The following is a 17,536-nucleotide window of genomic DNA, read 5'->3' as shown; positions in this document are numbered from 1 at the left end:
CCCTCCACAAGAATGAAATATGTATAAAATTACACTAAAAACTCGATCAAGGGTGTTAACCTTTGACCGAGCCTGCAACCATGCCTTTCATAATCTGCTCTTGGAAGATCAAAAAGATGACGATGGTTGGTATTGCAGCAATAAACATCGCGCCCATCGTTAAGCTGTAGTCCGTTCCGAATCCGTCGGAGAAGAGCGACAAGCTGAGGGGCAGCGTCTTCAACGCTTGAGAATTAATAAAGACGAGCGCGAAGGAGAAATCATTCCAAAACCTCAAAAATGCAAGAATTGTAATCGTAGCCACGATCGGCAGGGACAATGGGAAAATGATACGTCCGAAGATTCCCCACCAGCCATTACCGTCGATCATCGCTGCTTCCTCTACTTCTCTCGGAATAGATACGATGTAAGCCATTCCGAGGAAGATTGCAATTGGTAATTCAAATGCTGTATAAGGCAGGATGAGTGACCAGTACGTATTCAGCATCCCGAGCTTGTTCATGAAAATAAACAATGGAACGAGTGTGCTATGAATTGGAATGAGCATGCCGAGCAAGAACAATCCTTTTACAGCTCCGCTCAATTTGAATGGGAACCGGGCAAGCACGTAAGCTGCAAGCATGCCGAGCACAATGGTCAGCAGCAGTGCTGAGAGAGTAACAATTGTGGAGTTGAGCACCGCCCGGCCCATATTTCCGAGATCCCATGCCCGGGTTATATTGTCGAACTGCCAATGCTGCGGCCAGGAATAGGGACGATTGAAAAATTCCTGATTCGACTTGAATGCACTTATTCCTAACCAGTATAGCGGATACAATGTAATTATGGCATAAAATAACAGGATGATTTTCGCAATTCCGGAAATCGGCTTACGCCACAGCGAGCCTCTCATCTTCTCCGACCGAGCGTTTATCATTGCTTGCATAGTGATTCACTCCTTCATCGGCCGGGCTAACATTAGCCGACCGCCCATTACCCGCGTCTCTTCGTGATGATATGATTTAGGCCAATGAGCACGGCGCTAATCAGAATAATCATTGTGGATACCGCAGAGCCGTAGCCGTATCGGTATACCGTAAAGGTGTTATTGTACATATATGTGGCGAGCAATTCTGTAGATTGTGCAGGTCCGCCACGCGTCATGACGATAACATGGTCGAAAGCCTTCAAACTACCAGATATGCACAGTACGATAGTTACAACAACTGTTCCCCAAATCATCGGGAGCGTCACAAAAAATAGCTTCCTCCAGCCAATCGCCCCGTCGATCTTTGAAGCATCATCAATTTCTGAAGAAATATTTTGAAGTGCTGCGATAAAAATGATAAGATACGGGCCGATATTCGCCCAGTTAATCGGGATCGATACGGCAAACATATTGATTTTAGGGTCGTCTAGCCATGGTCGACTCCAAGATTCCAGTCCCAGCGTCTCCAATAATTGATTCAACAAACCGATTTGCGGGTGATAAATATAGCCCCAGATGAGACCGACGACGACTGTAGACAGCACCATCGGGAGAAATACGGCGGAGCGCATCAGCCGATTGAACATCGTGTTCTTGAGCAGGAGCAATGACAGCAGTAAAGCGACCGATACTTGACCTATTACTGCCGAAACAACAAGGATCAGGTTGTTTTTCAGCGCTCTCCAGAATACAGGATTCTCTAGGATCATTCGATAATTATCCAACCCGATAAGCTTAGCAGCACCGAGTCCCTTCCACTCAAAGAAACCGTAGTAAGCTGACCAAAAAATCGGGACGATCGCAAAGACGATAAAGATGAGTAGTGCAGGAAGCAGCGCCATGATGACGAAGCTTCTGCTGCGCAATGATGCAGGCATGGCGACAGCCTCCTTTACGTACTTTTGTCTGATTACTTTTTAGTCGAACGCGCTTGCGCATCCTGCAGTTTTTTAGCTACATCCTCCGGCTTACCGCCCATCATAAGCTCTTGAAGACCGTTGTTGATCACCTCTCCTGCTTCAGCAGATAAATAGGCGTCATATACCGGCGTAATTTCAGAATTCACAGCCAATTCATAAGCTTTGAAGTAAAGCGGACTTACTTTCGACTTATCCAGTTCTACTTTGTACATAACCATCGAGTTGCTTTCTGCGATCGCCTTTTGGCCGTCCGGTCCGCTTACTGCGTAGATCAGATCAAGCGCTGCCTGCTTCTGTGCGCCTTTTGTATCTTTGTTAAGCGCGAAGCCAGCGCCTGCGCCACCGGAAATCGTATTCGGTTTGCCTGCTCCACCTTCTATGCCAGGCATTGTTGTGACTTCGATAGGTGCCAACTGCTCAGGAGTTGCGGATGCTGCAAGATTCGTAAGCGACCATGCGCCGTTAATCATCATAGCTGCCTTGCCTTGAATGAAGTATTGCTCTGCTTGTGTGTTGTCGATGCTGTTTGCGCCATCTTGAAACGCTTTATTATCAACGAGCTCTTTGTACTTGCCCAAAGCGTCAATGAACACAGGATCTGTAAAAGACGCTCCATCTTGAGCTGCAGCTTTCAGGAACCATTCCGTGCCTGTCACGCGGTCAGCCAACGAACCGATAATCGTCGATTGTGCAACCCATGGCGCTTTATTGCCGAGGGCAATCGGCGTAATGCCGTTGTCGTTGAACGTTTTAATTGCAGTCATCATCTCTTCCCAAGTAGTCGGCACCTTTACACTGTGCTTCTCGAAAAGATCTTTGTTATAGTACATGAAGGAAGTTGCTGACATCCCGAGCGGCGCTGTGAAAATTTGTCCTTTTTCAAACTCATAGCGGTCGAATGCCCCTGCCAAGAAACTGTTCTTCCATTCTGGATATTTATCCATCAGCTCTGTAATCGGTTGAAGCTTGCCGGCATCATAGAACTCTTGGGATTGGCTGCCCGCATAAACGAAAAATACGTCTGGCATTTCATTTGCCGCAGCCACTGTGCTTAGGCGTTGACGATAACCGTCAACCGGGATCGCTTGCGCGTCTACTTCAACGTCTGGATGTTCCTCTTTATACTTGTCGATCAGGTCTCTAACCGCTTTGGCACGAAGGTCGTCACCCGCGAAGTTATGCCATATTGATATTTTCGTTTTTTCTTCAGAGCTTTTGTTGCCTTCATTGCTCTGCTCCTTTTTTCCGCTATTGTTGCAAGCGGTTGCCAAAAGGGCAATCATCAAGATAATTGTCGTTACAAACGCAAGTCTCTTCTTCATTCAAATATTCCCCCTTTAGTGATAACCCTAGTATAGTTAAGACGGTCGAGAAGTCGTAGGGGGGAAAATTAAGCCCATACGGGGGGGATTTTCACCTTCGTCGGTTCATCTTGAACGATATTGCGAAGGCGTTTCGCCACTGTAACGCTTAAACAGCTGGTTAAAATGCTTCATATCCTCGTAACCTACCCGCTTAGCGATCTCGCTCACCTTCGCCGGCGTTTCCTTCAACAAACGGCTAGCCCATTCCATTCTCGCTTCCGTTACATACTCAATATAGTTTTTACCTGTCCCCTGTTTAAACAGCTTACTAAAATAGTTCGGATTCATATGTACGCATGCCGCTACCTGTGCCAAAGACAAGCTGTCTGCAAGATGCTCGCGTATATAGGCTACCGTTCGGTCAATAGCTTCATTCCTGCTGCCGTTTAACCGTTCATACTGCGCATGGATTGCAAGCAACATCTGCTGTAAAGTTTCTTCTGGATTCGCAGTAAGCAGCTTTATGTCCAGCTGTTCAAGCTGTGGAAGCTTCGGCATCGATTGACCAACGGATGCTGCTGCACGCTCTAGCCACCGGTACCCCCCAACAATCAAGGAATGTAAATACGCTTGAACGGAAGAAGGAGTCGCTTCCGCATCCTGTCTAATGCTCGCCAGTTCATCATTAATCCACTGCTGTATGACTTCTCGGCTCCCGCTTCTCAGGACGGCGGTTAGCTTATTCTCCACTTCTTCCGTACAAACAGCCCGCATTCCTTTCCGGTCTTTAATATCCTCATAGGCCAGCATTCTTGCTTCCTCTGCCAACCAGCGGTACGAGGCGGTTTGTTCGGCGGTGCGAAGTGACTCCCTCAGTTCTACCACGTTGCTGGCCCATACACCGCATGCGGCAAAAAAAGGCTGGCGATAAACGCGTTCCGCCCGCTCCATCGACGCCTTAACCAATCGCTTCGCACCCGGCTGCCCCCTGCGGAAAATAAGCAGCCATCCACATTCCCAATCCAGAATGACGCAGCCAAGTGAATCTCTAATCATCGTAGCCGCCTCATTCATTTCCCCTTCCTTCTCCTCCTTCATGGTCAGCGGAGACGCAGATGTAACTAGCCATAGCTCTAGCTTCTCCATATCCGATCCGAGCCTCAGCTCAGGATAATAGATCAACAGTTCCTCACTTTCACGCTCCGTCAGGAGATTGTCCCCGCGAAGAAAGCGATCTAGCTGCTTCCAGCGGAATGCCGTTTGATGGATGGCGCCTTGATGATCAGCCTCACGTCTACTGACGATACGCTGCTTCACGCGCATAACCGCAGTCATAATATCGCCAGGACGGCTATTTTTAAGCAAATAATCACTTATTCCTTCCCGCATCGCTTGCTGTGCATATGCAAAATCATCGAATCCAGACAATATGATAATTTCAATGTAAGGAAAATCCCGCTTAACCTCGCGAGACAATTCCAATCCCGTCATACCCGTCATCCGAATATCGGTTAAAATGATGTCAGGATACTCTATCGGAATGCGCATCAGCGCTTCCTCCCCGGAAGCGGCCGGCGCGAGCAGCTCAATGCCATTCTCTTCCCATCTAATTACCGTGCTAAGACCGGTCCTAATAATGACTTCGTCATCTACTATCAAAAGCTTCATGTGCAGATTCTCCTTCTCTCCCACAAAGATTGCAGCTTATTAGATTTCTGATTGGAGCGGTATAATCGTAAAACTAACTTTAGTGCCACTTCCTTCTACGCTTTCGATCCGTAAACCAGCTTCATGCCCGTAATGAAGCTGTAGCCGATTATGCACGTTGCGCAATCCGTAGCTGCTGCCTGCCGAGTCATTATTCTTCAGCGGATCAATACCCAAGTTTGCGTTTATCTTCTCTCTCAGCAGCTCCAATCTTTCCCTGCTCATGCCAACACCGTCATCCTGAACGATAAACGTTATACGCTCTCCCGCTGACATCGCTTTCACGACAATGCTCCCTTTACCTTCTCTTTTCAAAATACCATGAATCATCGCATTTTCAATTAGCGGCTGGAGCAGCAGCTTCAGCATTCTCAGATCCAGCAGCTCCGTCGGTATATCCGCCTCGTAATCAAATTTATCTGGATATCGAATGGACTGAATCTTCACATAATGATCTACATGCAAAATTTCTTGGCTGATTGCACAATATTCCTGTCCTTTATTTAAGCTGAAACGAAGAAAATCACTCAATGAACCTACCATATCTGCGATTTTTTCTTCTCCCTTCATTAGCGCCATCCAGTGGACTGAAGATAATGTATTGTATAGAAAATGCGGATTGATCTGCGCTTGAAGCGCCGACATATCCGCTTCCTTCTTCAACGCTTCGCTCAGCTTCACCTCATCGGTTAGATTAATAATTCGCGAGCTCATCCGATTATAGCTAATAATCAGTTGTCCAACCTCATCGATCGATGTGACGGGCAGTGTCGGCAGCGGCTCGTCTGGGCTGGAATTCCTTAGAAACTTCGTTAATGCAGACAACGGTTTCGTCACCTTTTGAATAAGTACAAGGACGAACGCTATAACAAAGAGCATAGAAATGCTGACTGCAATTGCAGTTAACGTTAAAAAATACTGGTTCTGCGCTCTGTAAGCTTTTGCCGGAATGATGCCTACAAGCCTCCAGTTAACATTCGGCATCTGGTAGTACAGTACTGTACTCCGCTCCTCTGCTTCTCCGTAATCGAACGACCCCGACTTGCTCTTGAAATCAACTATTCCGGGAAAATAATCGTTCAAGCTCTTGTTAGTCGCGTACCCTTCCGGTCCAGCCAATATCCGGTTTTGTCCGTCCAACAGCAGGGCGACGCCTTCACCCTCTAGTCCAGCTTGCTTTAAATGGCTAGAGATAACCGATTGTGTCAGGCTAATTTTAAGCATGCCGATTTTGTAATATTTTGATGTGCTGCGAATCGGCCGCGACATCGTAATGACATCCTCTTTGCCGTCCGACGTAACGAAATGATGCACCGGAGACCACCACTTGGGATATTCCTCATAATAACCGGGATACTCGCTCTGAATATCGGTCCATTCTGATTCGAGGACGGATCTGAAGGAAACCGACGGCTTATTATCTTCATTCGATTCGATCATGACATTGGCGATATATGGTTTGGAAATCGATAATGTTGTAAGTAAATTAACGATCGAGGTTTGCTTTAGCAAATCGTGTTCCGGTGTTTTCAAATAGCTTTGGACATCAGGGTGGCCGATAAGGAATAGGGATAGATTCTCAACATCGCTTACCATATTTTCTAAATAGGCCCCAATTTGCCGAAGCGTATTCATGCCGGAGCTCTTCGCTTTCTCCTCCGTTAAGCTTTCAGCAATATAATAGGAGAACAGTCCCAGAGACAACACCGGTACCAATACCGAAATAATAAACAACAAACTCAGCTTCTGCTTTAACGATTTACCCAACCAGTTTTCCATCGAATCCTCCGTTCAGATTGCCTTTGTGCTCTGTAGCTAAATTGTAGCTTTCATTACATCCCAGAAGAGATGTTTGCGCTTCCATAATAACCTAAGTCGCACGTCCCGACTAGAGTCTATTGTTGACTTGATGAAGCATTGACTGGTCTTGAGATGCAGATTATCATAACCTCCGTCTGGGAGAAAGAACTGGATCTTGCCTCAACACAAAAAAAATAGACCGCCCTCTCGCAAAAGATGCGGTCTATTTCTGCCCGTAATACCTGAAAGCTTCCCCACGTTGCAAACAGCAAAAAAAACGGCATTTCTGCCGTTTCTAATACTAAACCTTGATGGTCTTCCAGCAAAGCTCAATAATTTGTTGTATTTGAGGTTGCTCCAGTTTATACTCCCCCGCTAGATACCCTTTGATAACAGAGGTTATCATACCATATAAGAGCTGGATCAGGATGATCGGGTCCATTTCTTTAATCATCCCTTGCTGTTGACCTTCCCTGATTACAGAAAAGGCCTCAATAACCGAAGGATCCTGTGCGTTGCGAATTTCTTCGGCGATATAAGGTGAATAGCTATAGTTCTCCAAGAACGTTAATTCATCCGGGAAATTCAATGCATAATGCGCCTGATTCCATAAAAGCATTTTGAGTCTTACATAAATCGTCTGACCGGCGTCGTATTGTTTCAATACCTCTTCGCTCCGATGAATGCGAACGATATTAAACAATTCATTTACAAGCTGCTCTTTAGCCTTGAAATAATGATATACCGTGCTAGAGCCGACATTGGCTTGTTGAAATATTTTGGCAAATGTAACGGATTGAAGCCCGTCTTTATTAATTAGAAATAATGTCGCTTTTAAAATATCTTCCCGCTTACCCACCCTGTCACCTTCTTATAGAAAATTCATTCCACTAACGAGTAATTATGTATCCTCTACACTATAACTTAGGAATATTTATTCCGCAAAATCCGCATCATCATAATACAAACCTTGTTTAAAACAAGATGTTTCGTGGGAATTAAAAAAAATTGACCTAATTCCCCTTTGAGCACTATAATAAATTAGAATATTTATTCTAATTAACATACTTAAAAATTTGGAATGGGGGATCTTCTAATGATTCATTATACCGATAAAGTCGCGCTTATCACTGGAGCATCTGCTGGGATCGGTAAAGTATTCGCAACTGAATTAGCTGCAAAAGGATGCCATGTCATTTTAGTCGCCCGATCCAAAGAAAAACTCGATTCCCTCGCTTTGGAGCTTGCTTCCAAATACCCTATTCACACTTATTCCATAGCGCAGGATTTATCTAAGCCCGGCTCCGTAGAAGAACTGGCTGATCAGATTCGCACTTTGGGACTCCAAGTAAACATTTTGATCAATAATGCTGGCTTTGGAACCTTTGGACGCTTTGAGGAAATATCGCCAGAACGTGAGCAAGAAGAGATCCGCCTAAATATAGCTTCTTTAGTCGCAATGAATCATCAGTTTCTTCCGGAGATGCAACGCCGCAAAGACGGTATTATTATTAATGTCGCTTCTGTTGCAGCCTTTCAGCCCGCACCCTATATGGCCGTTTATTCAGCAACGAAAGCATTCGTACTCTCTTTCTCCGAGGCGCTCTGGGCAGAAAATCGCGATCGAGGCGTTAGGATTTTGGCGCTTTGCCCTGGTGCGACTGAAACGGAGTTTTTTAAGGTTACTGGATCAGATGCTGCCTCAGGAAGAAAACTCGCCTCTCCAATCGATGTTGTGAAGACCGGCTTTCGGGGAATCGAAAAGAAACGGAGTTACATTATCGCGGGAAAACTAAATTATTGGGCATCCCAGGGAAGCCGACTTCTTCCGCGCAAGCAGGTAGTCACGTTGATGGAACGAATGGTTCGCCCCCATTCTAGTTTATGAAATGTTGGTTTAAAAGCGATGCCCAATTCTCCGTTTAGATGCTTAAGCATCTAAACGGAGAATCATTAAGGATTGAATTATCAGGGCGCAAAGATTTGCAGCTCGTGCTCGATACCGAAAGAAACCCGCTGTACGCAAGGCCACAGTTCTCCAAGCTCATAACAGGAAGGAAGATTGACGGATATGAGAAACGCTAGCCACTTCCGCCATTTTTGCAAACAGCCCAGCAAGCCAAGACAAATGCCTTAATTATAGCAAAAAAAAAGAACGGCATCTCTGCCGTTCTTTCTGTGATGGACTCTCAGGGGCTCGAACCCTGGACAAATAGATTAAGAGTCTACTGCTCTACCAACTGAGCTAAGAGTCCATATGAAGTTTGGTGGAGCCAAGGGGGATCGAACCCCTGACCTCATCGCTGCCAGCGATGCGCTCTCCCAGCTGAGCTATGGCCCCAAACGTAATTTTCAGATGTATGTAATCACACATTTTAGAATCAAGTTCGGTGTATTTAAGTCATTCTGACAAAATCAAGCGCCGTAGGCGACTCCTATATAATATAAAAAATCGCCTTCGCTGTCAACACTTTTTTTAGTCATTAGACTAGCCACAACCCTACAATCTGTCCAGATCCCCAGTACTCTTAGATAACAGACCCTTCAGTTCCTTCATAAACATGTTAATATCCTTGAACTGACGGTATACAGACGCAAAACGAACGTATGCGACTTCATCTACTGGATAGAGCTGTTCCATAACCAATTCACCGATCTGTTGGCTCTCCACTTCAGCTACGGCGATGCCTCGCAGGGATTTCTCTACCTCAGAGACGATCTTCTCTAAACGTTCTACAGAGACAGGCCGTTTCTCACAGGCACGTATTAAGCCCCGAAGTATTTTATCACGGCTGAATTCCTCACGGCTGCCGTCTTTTTTGATCACGATTAACGGTGTTTCCTCGATCATTTCAAAGGTTGTAAACCGTTTGCTGCAACGCTCGCATTCACGCCTGCGGCGGATGGACTTATTCTCATTTGCTGGTCGCGAGTCGAGTACTTTAGTATTTGTGTGATCGCAGTAAGGGCATTTCATAAGCTTCATCACTTCCTATTACATAATGTTTTTTTGTCCCGGTATGTTAAACATCCGGCTTTTGAAGGGCTATTTCATTTTTTCCAGAAATCACCGTTTATTTGTTGTAATGATTATGGCAAGTCCGGCACATAATACAGTTACCAACAGAGGAGGTGAACAGCAATGAGCCAAAACAACAGCTCCAATAACCTTGTAGCTCCAAATTCCCGCGGTGCTTTGGAACAACTTAAATATGAAGTTGCCCAAGAACTCGGAATCACGCTTTCCCCAGATGGTTACCAAGGCAATAAAACTTCTTATGAAAATGGTTCGATCGGTGGTTACATCACTAAACGTCTTGTAACCCTGGCAGAACAACAATTGGCAGGTCAATACAAATAACCTGTCCACATAAGCTTACTGAAGAAGTATTAAACGATCGCAAGATCGTTTAGTACTTCTTTTTATACATAACACGGTTTTAGAATTCGTTGTAAATATCCGTGTACTGATCATAGTAATAGTTGACGCGCTGTACATAATGGCGGGTTTCACCAAACGGAATATCCTTAATCGTAGCATCCGTTCCATCCCAGATCCCCTCATCCAGCCATTTTTGAACTTTACCCGGTCCAGCATTATATGCAGCGATAACTGCTGTAGGTTTACCTTCGAATTGACGGGATAATGTTGAAAGATACCAGGTACCTAGTTCAATATTTGCTGATGGTTCATGCTTTAGCTCCTCCATAGATACATCAGGGAGCTTGGCCTTTTCAAGGGCCCATTTGGCGGTATCCGGCATAAGCTGCATTAAACCTATAGCACCTTTTTTGGATTCTCGTCCAGTTTTGAAGTTCGTTTCCACTCGGATAATTGAAGCCACTAGAAATGGGTCAATATCGTACGTAACGCTGTGCTTACGGATCTCATCTTTATAATGGATCGGATAAAACCAGGACATCCAGTTCGTACTCAGAAACAATATCGCAGTAAAACCAATGAATAACAGAAGAAGGACTCTTTTTTTACGTAACCATTTCATAATAAGCCCAGCCTGTCCCAAAGAACAGCAACCTGTTGCTCAGTGTGCGCAAGTTCGCCACTGTTGTCAATGATATAGTCCGCTTTGTTACGCTTCGCTTCAATATCCATCTGTGCATTTAAGCGTGCTTCTGCTTGTTCTAAAGAAAGTCCGTTACGTTCCATTAATCGAGCGATTTGCACTTCACGAGGCACGTAGACCACCAGTATTTCATGGAACATGTTCTCGAGTCCTGATTCGAAAAGAAGAGGGATATCCACAATTGTTAACTTCTTTGGATCTTCTTCCTCCATGCTGTTCATACGTTCTTTAATCTCCCGCCGGATTGCGGGATGCGTCAGATTGTTCAGGGCTTGCAGGGCCGCTGGGTCTTGAAATACAATGTCCCCCAGCTTGCCCCTATTCAGTGTGCCATCCGGAGAGAGGATCTCGCTTCCGAATTGTTTCACAGCCGCAGCCAGCACCTCATGACCGGGGAGCATAACCTCTCTGGCGATCACATCCGCGTCAACCAGCCTCGCTCCCTTGCTCACAAGCAGTGCGGACACCGTGCTTTTTCCGGATGCAATGCCTCCGGTTAAGCCAATAATCATGTACTCACCTCATAATAGCTTCAGTATTCCCATTGTAATTAATAATAACGCGGGTAGTGCAGCAGCATGCTTCATCCAGTAGTTCCCGGCGAATTTTAATCCAGTCTTCATGCCCAGCAATAGAAATGTACCACTAAACAGAGCAATTGTAAGTGATGTCCATATTGGATTGAAACCGAGTAGTGCTGCGCCTAGTCCGGCTCCAAAGGCATCTAGTGAGAGGGCAATCCCGAGCAGCATCGCTTCCATCGAAGAAATACTTCCGGAATCATCCATATCCGCAGATGACGGTGTACGCAAGATCTGTACAACAATCCCCAACCGCCGTAGCTCAAGGGAAAAGACAGCTGACTTATCTTGCTCAGGAGCTGTGGCAGCCTGTTCTGCGACATCTTCAGTATCAACAGCTATCTCTGGCCCAGCTTCTGTGGATAGCACATTTTCTTCACGATCTACTTTACGTTCACCAGTCTGTTCCTTCTCTTTCTGCATTAGCATCTGAATGAGCGACCAACAACCCATTAGCACGAGTATAACAGCGCCAACCTCAGAAGCTGCATGTGGAGACACTACCTTGGCAAGCAGAACACCCACTTGCATAGATACACAGATAACTACCCCCGAACAAAGCGAGATAATCAGAACGGAGAGCAATGGTATTTTCATTTTACGCAGTCCATATGTAATACCAACACCAAAACCATCCAAACTCAAAGCAAAAGCTAGTAATAGCAGTGAAAAAAATGGGCTGAGCACCCGCAATCCCTCCTGTGAAGAACCGGAACACTGAAGAAAACACTTCATTCAGCTTCCGTTCTCTATTAAGCATTCTTCACACAGTATATGGGCGGGACAAGTAGTGGGTGCCAACCTAATTACATCTTCAGTTTTCTGCCTTACGCTGACAGCTTGGACAATAATGCGTGCCGCGGCCACCTACAACGGTTTTCTCAATCATCGTTCCACAGTGATTACACGGCTGATCTTTACGACCGTAAATCAACAACTGTTGCTGATAAGTGCCGCTCTCACCTTGACCATTCACATATGATTTTACAGATGAACCACCAGCGTTTACCGCTTCCGTCAGCGTACTGACAATAGCGTGATGTAGCTGATCGAGTTGCTCATCCGAAAGATCTTTAGCGCTGACTTCAGGATGTACCCCTGCACGATGCAACGACTCATCTACATAAATATTACCTATGCCGACGATATATTCCTGATTCAGCAGCAGTGATTTAATTTTTGTGCTTTTGCCTGATACAATTTGCTTAAACTTCTCCGGCGTAAAGGATGGCTCCAGCGGCTCCTGTCCTAGCTTATTAAGAGGAGGCAGCTGGAGGTCTTCACCAATCTGAAAAAGATGCATCGTACCAAACTGACGAACATCCGTGTAACGCAGCTCAGTGCCATCGGTAAAATGGAATATCACATGAGTATGCTTGTCCAGTGGATCTTCGTTCGAAAAAAGTCCGTAACGGCCCTCCATCCGTAAATGAGATACCAGCACCAGACCATCTAACACGATGCGCAAAAATTTCCCTCTTCGTTCAACATTAACAATGCTATGACCTGCGAGCAGGTTGGCAAAAGCCTGAATATCATCCGGCCGCTGAATAATCCGGGCCAACCGGACGGTTACACTCTCTATCTGCTTTCCATTAACTAAATCATTCAGTGTTCTCTTGACTGTCTCTACTTCCGGTAATTCCGGCATGATGTCTTCACCTCAACTACATTATAGCTGATATGCACACCTTAAAGGGAGCCTATTTCGCTTCGTACCAGTTGCTACCAAAACTTACCTCTGCTTTCAGCGGCACAGATAACTGCAATGCTCCACCCATTATTTCCGGCAAAAGCGTCTTCATGAGCTCCATCTCATCCTCTGGCACCTCAAATACAAGCTCATCGTGCACCTGAAGCAGCATACGGCTCTTTAGCCCACGCTCGAATAGCGCCTTATCCATATGCACCATCGCCAGCTTAATAATATCAGCGGCAGTTCCTTGGATAGGTGTATTCATTGCCGTACGTTCTGCAAAAGAACGTAGATTAAAGTTCTTCGCATTAATCTCAGGCAAGTAACGACGACGTTCCAGTAATGTGGTTACATAACCATGTTTCCGTGCTTCTACTACGATATCGTCCATATATCTCCGAACGCCCTGATATACCTCAAAATACTGCTCAATAAATTGAGCGGCTTCTTTACGGGGAATATTCAAGTTCTGCGACAGACCATAATCACTGATTCCATACACGATCCCAAAGTTAACGGCTTTAGCAGCACGGCGCATATTGCTATCAACCTGATCAGCCGTAACTCCAAACACATCCATCGCTGTCTTCGTATGGATATCCATATCATGTAGAAAAGCTTCCTTCATCCGCTCATCACCAGAGATATGTGCCAATACTCGTAGTTCGATCTGCGAATAGTCCGCTGCCAAGATCGACCAGCCCGGTTCGGACGGAACGAACACCTTACGGATTTTGCGTCCTTCCTCTAGGCGGATAGGAATGTTCTGCAGGTTCGGATATTGACTGCTGAGACGTCCGGTAGCCGCAATCGTCTGCCGATAGAAGGTATGCACCTTCCCTGTTTTCGGAGATATTTCTTTAAGAAGTCCTTCTACGTATGTAGACTGGAGCTTCGCAATCGTGCGATATTGCAAAATCAAACGTACCACGTCATGATAAGGCGCTAGTTTCTCAAGCACCTCAGCATCAGTGGAATAGCCTGTCTTCGTCTTCTTAACAACAGGCAAACCTAGCTTAACGAATAAAATTTCACCCAGTTGCTTTGGTGAATTCAAATTGAACTCCGTGCCACTTAATTCGTATATTTCAGTGACCAGCTTAGAAATTTGAGCTTCGAATTCTTTACCTAGCTCTTTAAGATCCTCTTCGTTGACTGCGATTCCTTGTTTCTCCATATCCGCGAGAATACGTGATAAAGGCATCTCCAAATCTTCGAACAGTCCGGTCATCGCTGTCTCGACAAGCTCCTGTTGTTGCTTCTGAGCAATCCCAAGAACCGCAGCACTCTTACGTGCGACGTGATTCCCTAAGATTTCAAGCTCAGGAATCTTGTATTTAGCACCTTTTCCGAATACCTCTTCATCTGGAGATAAGCGTGGTAAGCCGTATTTAGTAGCTAGATCATTTAAGTTCTGATTAGCTTCCGTCGGATCCAGCAAATAAGCCGCCAACTGTACATCATGAGCCGCACCTGCAAAAGCAATGCCTTGCCAATGGAGCGCCAAATCTGCACGGTGAAGATCATAGCCGCTCTTCGGAGCCTTTTCATTTCCTAACCAATCGCGCAGCTTCGCAGCAGCTGGTGTCTGCAGTAATTCAAACGGTACATAATAGTGCCGCTCCAGAGAAGATAAACCTACCCCGATTACCTCAGCACGATGCGGATTATCCCCATTGGACTCCACATGTAATGCAGAAATACTAGGCAGCGCTTCATTCAGCGTCTCCAGTTCATTTTCACTAACGATCGTAATATCAAGGGTCGCGGCTTCTACTTCTGCAGCACCTTCTTCACCATCATTAACAGGAGTATAGGCACTTAGATCTAAGCGCTCCAAAAGTGATTTGAACTCCAATTTAGCGAGTGCAGGCCCAGCTGTATCCGCAGAAATTCCGTTAAAGACCATATCATCCCACGAATGCTCCAGAGGCACTTCACGATAGATGGTCGCCAGTTTCTTACTCATTACAGCGTCTTCTGCATGAGCTTCCAGCTTTTCTTTCATTTTTCCTTTAAGCTCACCTGTTCCCGCTAATACACCTTCAACCGATCCGAATTGATGCAACAGCTTGAGTGCAGTTTTTTCACCCACACCGGGAACTCCCGGAATGTTATCACTCGCATCGCCCATCAGTCCTTTAAGGTCTATGATCTGCTCTGGGGTTAGGTCATATTTCTCACGAATTTGTTCCGGTCCATAAAGCTCAACCTCAGTAACTCCTTTGCGGATTAGCGCAACGGTCGTGTGTTCAGAAGCCAATTGAAGCATGTCCTTATCTCCTGACACGATCATAACCTTCCGGCCTGCTTCATCAGCTTGGCGAGAAATGGTACCAATAATATCATCGGCCTCATAATTGCTAATTTCAAACTGCGGTACCCCTAGATTAGTGAGCAATTCTTTTAATAGCGGGAACTGCTCGGAGAGCTCCGGAGGTGTCTTTTGCCGACCGCCTTTATAATCCTCATAACCTTCATGCCGGAATGTGACTTTCCCTGCATCAAATGCAACAATCATATGCGTCGGCTTATGTTCTTCAATTAAACGGAGCAGCATCGTTGTGAAACCGTACACCGCGTTCGTCTGTTGCCCTGCTGTATTCGTTAACGGGGGCATCGCGAAGAAAGCGCGGTAAATAATATTATTTCCATCTATAAGTATCAACTTGTCCATAGTGCACCTCGCCTTTATCATGCTTACTCCTTACATATTAACATATGGCCTGTCTAAGTAGAAACGCCTATACAACAAGTAGCCGTCCTAATATAAGGACGGCTACTTAATTTACCTAAAAATAAACAAAAGATGTGATGGTGCAAGTAATGGAGGAGAGGTTTGGAGACAACAGCGGCCGAAAGTCCAAACATTCTCCGCAGTTACGACAAGTACCAAACATCTTTTGAATCAAAGCTATTCATTCAAATCTGGACGACTACCGGTAACCAAGTAAACTACACTTTCACCAATGTTAGTAGCATGATCGCCAATCCGTTCGATATAACGGCCTACCAGCGTCAATAACATAGCTTGGGATACTGTCTCCGGCTTTGTTACCATATAAGAATACAACTCATTAATCATCGCACCATACAATTGATCGACCTGATCATCATCCTGTGCCATTTTATAAGCCAGATCAGTGTTCTCATCCAGATAGGACTGAATTGCCTCATCGATCATAATTGTCACGATTTCAGCCATACGAGGGATGTCTACAAGCGGCTTAATCAGCTGCTGGCCTTGTAGACGCATGGTCGCCTTAGCTACATCAAGCGCCAGATCACCCATGCGTTCCAAATCGCTTGAAATCTTAAAGGCAACGATAATGCGGCGCAAATCCTTAGCTACGGGCTGCTGCGTAATAATTAAGCGTGAGCCAATTTCCATGATTTTATCTTCCATGGCATTCAACTGTAGATCCGCTTCAACAACTTCCTGTGCGAGCGTTGTATCTAGATTTTGTAATGCATTAATTGCACCTTCAAGAGCATCTTTAACATGCTCACCCATCTGCTGCAGCAGACTGCGCAGCTCTTCCAAGTCTTTATCAAATTCTTTTCTGCGAATCATAATAAGAGCGATCCTCCTCATTAACGTATGGTCAGCTTGCCATTTCCAGGGACGAGCACCCTTTTACTACTGATCAGCCGAAACGTCCGGAAATATAATCTTCAGTGCGGGAATCTTTAGGGTTCGAGAAAAGCACCTCTGTGTCCGCCGCCTCTACAATTACACCATTTAAGAAAAATACGGTTCGACCGGAAACACGTGCCGCCTGATGCATGTTATGAGTAACCATAACAATTGTATACTCATTTCTTAGTTCCTGAACAAGCTCTTCTATCTTGAGTGTGGATACAGGGTCGAGTGCAGAGGTTGCCTCATCCATCAGCAAAATATCAGGCTGTACCGCTAGCGCTCTAGCAATACACAGCCGTTGCTGCTGTCCACCGGACAAGCTAAGGGCAGATTTCTTCAGAAAATCCTTCACTTCCTCCCATAGGGCGGAGTGACGCAAGCTTTTTTCTACGATCTCATCCAGCTCACTTTTGGAGCGGATGCCGTGTAGACGGGGACCGTAAGCTACGTTGTCATAAATCGATTTTGGAAAAGGGTTCGGCTGTTGAAACACCATACCGACCTGCTTACGCAGGCTTTCCACCTCTACCTCATCACTATAAATATTTTTGCCACCGATGTTTACAGTTCCTTCTATACGTGTGCCAGGAATCATATCATTCATACGATTCAATGTGCGAAGCAACGTGGATTTCCCGCAACCGGAAGGTCCAATAAAAGCGGTAACCTGTTTCTCCGGAATTTGCAGATTCACATTCTTCAGTGCGTGGAACGACTCATAGTAGAGATCAAGATTCTCTATGTCAATGATGGATTTCATTAGTGTTTACGTCTCCTTCTCATCATCTTCGATCTCCATGATAAGCTTTTAGTGTAAATACAGTTGGAGAGAA

The 17,536-nt window shown here is 45.5% G+C and carries 17 protein-coding genes and 2 tRNA genes; 3 read left to right on the top strand and 16 right to left on the bottom strand.

Going from position 1 to position 17,536, the window contains the following annotated elements; translation table 11 throughout:
* Positions 1–55: 55 nt before the first annotated feature.
* The 6 genes from ACDZ28_RS18520 to ACDZ28_RS18495 form a co-directional block, all read right to left on the bottom strand.
* Positions 56–916, bottom strand: a complete 861-nt coding sequence (locus ACDZ28_RS18520) for a carbohydrate ABC transporter permease (protein ID WP_375105376.1) — start codon at positions 914–916, stop codon at positions 56–58.
* A gap of 56 nt (positions 917–972) precedes the next feature.
* Positions 973–1,845: a carbohydrate ABC transporter permease gene (locus ACDZ28_RS18515; RefSeq protein ID WP_375102449.1), complete on the bottom strand. Its 873-nt coding sequence runs from the start codon at positions 1,843–1,845 to the stop codon at positions 973–975.
* A 32-nt stretch (positions 1,846–1,877) separates the two neighbouring features.
* Positions 1,878–3,209 (bottom strand): extracellular solute-binding protein, encoded by a 1,332-nt coding sequence (locus ACDZ28_RS18510; protein ID WP_375102448.1) that lies wholly within the window; start codon positions 3,207–3,209, stop codon positions 1,878–1,880.
* A 105-nt stretch (positions 3,210–3,314) separates the two neighbouring features.
* The gene (locus ACDZ28_RS18505) at positions 3,315–4,859 is read right to left on the bottom strand and encodes a helix-turn-helix domain-containing protein (RefSeq protein ID WP_375102447.1); all 1,545 of its coding nucleotides are present in this window, start codon (positions 4,857–4,859) and stop codon (positions 3,315–3,317) included.
* Between the two features lie 39 nt (positions 4,860–4,898).
* Positions 4,899–6,677, bottom strand: coding sequence for a sensor histidine kinase (locus tag ACDZ28_RS18500; RefSeq protein WP_042126021.1), 1,779 nt, complete (start codon positions 6,675–6,677; stop codon positions 4,899–4,901).
* Positions 6,678–6,999: 322 nt separating this feature from the next.
* Positions 7,000–7,557, bottom strand: coding sequence for a TetR/AcrR family transcriptional regulator (locus ACDZ28_RS18495; RefSeq protein ID WP_375102446.1), 558 nt, complete (start codon positions 7,555–7,557; stop codon positions 7,000–7,002).
* 237 nt (positions 7,558–7,794) lie between these two features.
* Here ACDZ28_RS18495 and ACDZ28_RS18490 point away from each other — a divergent pair, with 237 nt between their 5' ends.
* Positions 7,795–8,586 (top strand): SDR family oxidoreductase, encoded by a 792-nt coding sequence (locus ACDZ28_RS18490; RefSeq protein WP_042126017.1) that lies wholly within the window; start codon positions 7,795–7,797, stop codon positions 8,584–8,586.
* A 38-nt stretch (positions 8,587–8,624) separates the two neighbouring features.
* Positions 8,625–8,783: a hypothetical protein gene (locus ACDZ28_RS18485; protein WP_156114766.1), complete on the top strand. Its 159-nt coding sequence runs from the start codon at positions 8,625–8,627 to the stop codon at positions 8,781–8,783.
* Between the two features lie 97 nt (positions 8,784–8,880).
* Here the strand turns inward: ACDZ28_RS18485 and ACDZ28_RS18480 are convergent.
* From ACDZ28_RS18480 to nrdR, 3 genes are all read right to left on the bottom strand, one after another.
* A tRNA-Lys gene (locus ACDZ28_RS18480) sits at positions 8,881–8,953 on the bottom strand.
* Between the two features lie 10 nt (positions 8,954–8,963).
* A tRNA-Ala gene (locus ACDZ28_RS18475) sits at positions 8,964–9,039 on the bottom strand.
* A gap of 159 nt (positions 9,040–9,198) precedes the next feature.
* Positions 9,199–9,675 (bottom strand): transcriptional regulator NrdR, encoded by a 477-nt coding sequence (nrdR, locus tag ACDZ28_RS18470; RefSeq protein WP_042126015.1) that lies wholly within the window; start codon positions 9,673–9,675, stop codon positions 9,199–9,201.
* 165 nt (positions 9,676–9,840) lie between these two features.
* On the opposite strand from nrdR, the gene ACDZ28_RS18465 reads away from it, so the two are divergent.
* A complete protein-coding gene (locus tag ACDZ28_RS18465; protein WP_042126012.1) occupies positions 9,841–10,059 on the top strand; it encodes an alpha/beta-type small acid-soluble spore protein in 219 nt (72 codons plus the stop codon).
* 79 nt (positions 10,060–10,138) lie between these two features.
* Here the strand turns inward: ACDZ28_RS18465 and ACDZ28_RS18460 are convergent, their stop codons facing one another.
* The 7 genes from ACDZ28_RS18460 to pstB all read right to left on the bottom strand — a co-directional run bounded on the left by ACDZ28_RS18460 (position 10,139) and on the right by pstB (position 17,463).
* Positions 10,139–10,702: a lytic transglycosylase domain-containing protein gene (locus ACDZ28_RS18460; protein WP_042126010.1), complete on the bottom strand. Its 564-nt coding sequence runs from the start codon at positions 10,700–10,702 to the stop codon at positions 10,139–10,141.
* A complete protein-coding gene (gene coaE / locus ACDZ28_RS18455; RefSeq protein ID WP_042126008.1) occupies positions 10,699–11,295 on the bottom strand; it encodes a dephospho-CoA kinase in 597 nt (198 codons plus the stop codon). The genes ACDZ28_RS18460 and coaE overlap by 4 nt, the downstream gene beginning before the upstream one ends.
* A 9-nt stretch (positions 11,296–11,304) precedes the next feature.
* Positions 11,305–12,051, bottom strand: a complete 747-nt coding sequence (locus ACDZ28_RS18450; RefSeq protein WP_375102445.1) for a manganese efflux pump — start codon at positions 12,049–12,051, stop codon at positions 11,305–11,307.
* Positions 12,052–12,178: 127 nt separating this feature from the next.
* The gene (mutM, locus tag ACDZ28_RS18445; protein WP_076119994.1) at positions 12,179–13,015 is read right to left on the bottom strand and encodes a DNA-formamidopyrimidine glycosylase; all 837 of its coding nucleotides are present in this window, start codon (positions 13,013–13,015) and stop codon (positions 12,179–12,181) included.
* Between the two features lie 52 nt (positions 13,016–13,067).
* A complete protein-coding gene (polA, locus tag ACDZ28_RS18440) occupies positions 13,068–15,737 on the bottom strand; it encodes a DNA polymerase I (protein ID WP_375102444.1) in 2,670 nt (889 codons plus the stop codon).
* Between the two features lie 237 nt (positions 15,738–15,974).
* On the bottom strand, positions 15,975–16,634 hold the full coding sequence (phoU, locus tag ACDZ28_RS18435; RefSeq protein WP_042126002.1) for a phosphate signaling complex protein PhoU: 660 nt from the start codon (positions 16,632–16,634) through the stop codon (positions 15,975–15,977).
* Between the two features lie 73 nt (positions 16,635–16,707).
* Entirely contained in the window at positions 16,708–17,463 is a 756-nt protein-coding gene (pstB, locus tag ACDZ28_RS18430; protein ID WP_042126000.1) for a phosphate ABC transporter ATP-binding protein PstB, read from the bottom strand.
* Positions 17,464–17,536 lie beyond the last annotated feature (73 nt).

Origin of the sequence: Paenibacillus sp. RS8 (assembly GCF_041956825.1) — a bacterium.
Classification (GTDB): domain Bacteria; phylum Bacillota; class Bacilli; order Paenibacillales; family Paenibacillaceae; genus Paenibacillus_AQ.
The sequence above is the reverse complement of the archived record's forward strand: the minus strand, read 5'-3'. Positions and strand labels throughout refer to the sequence as shown.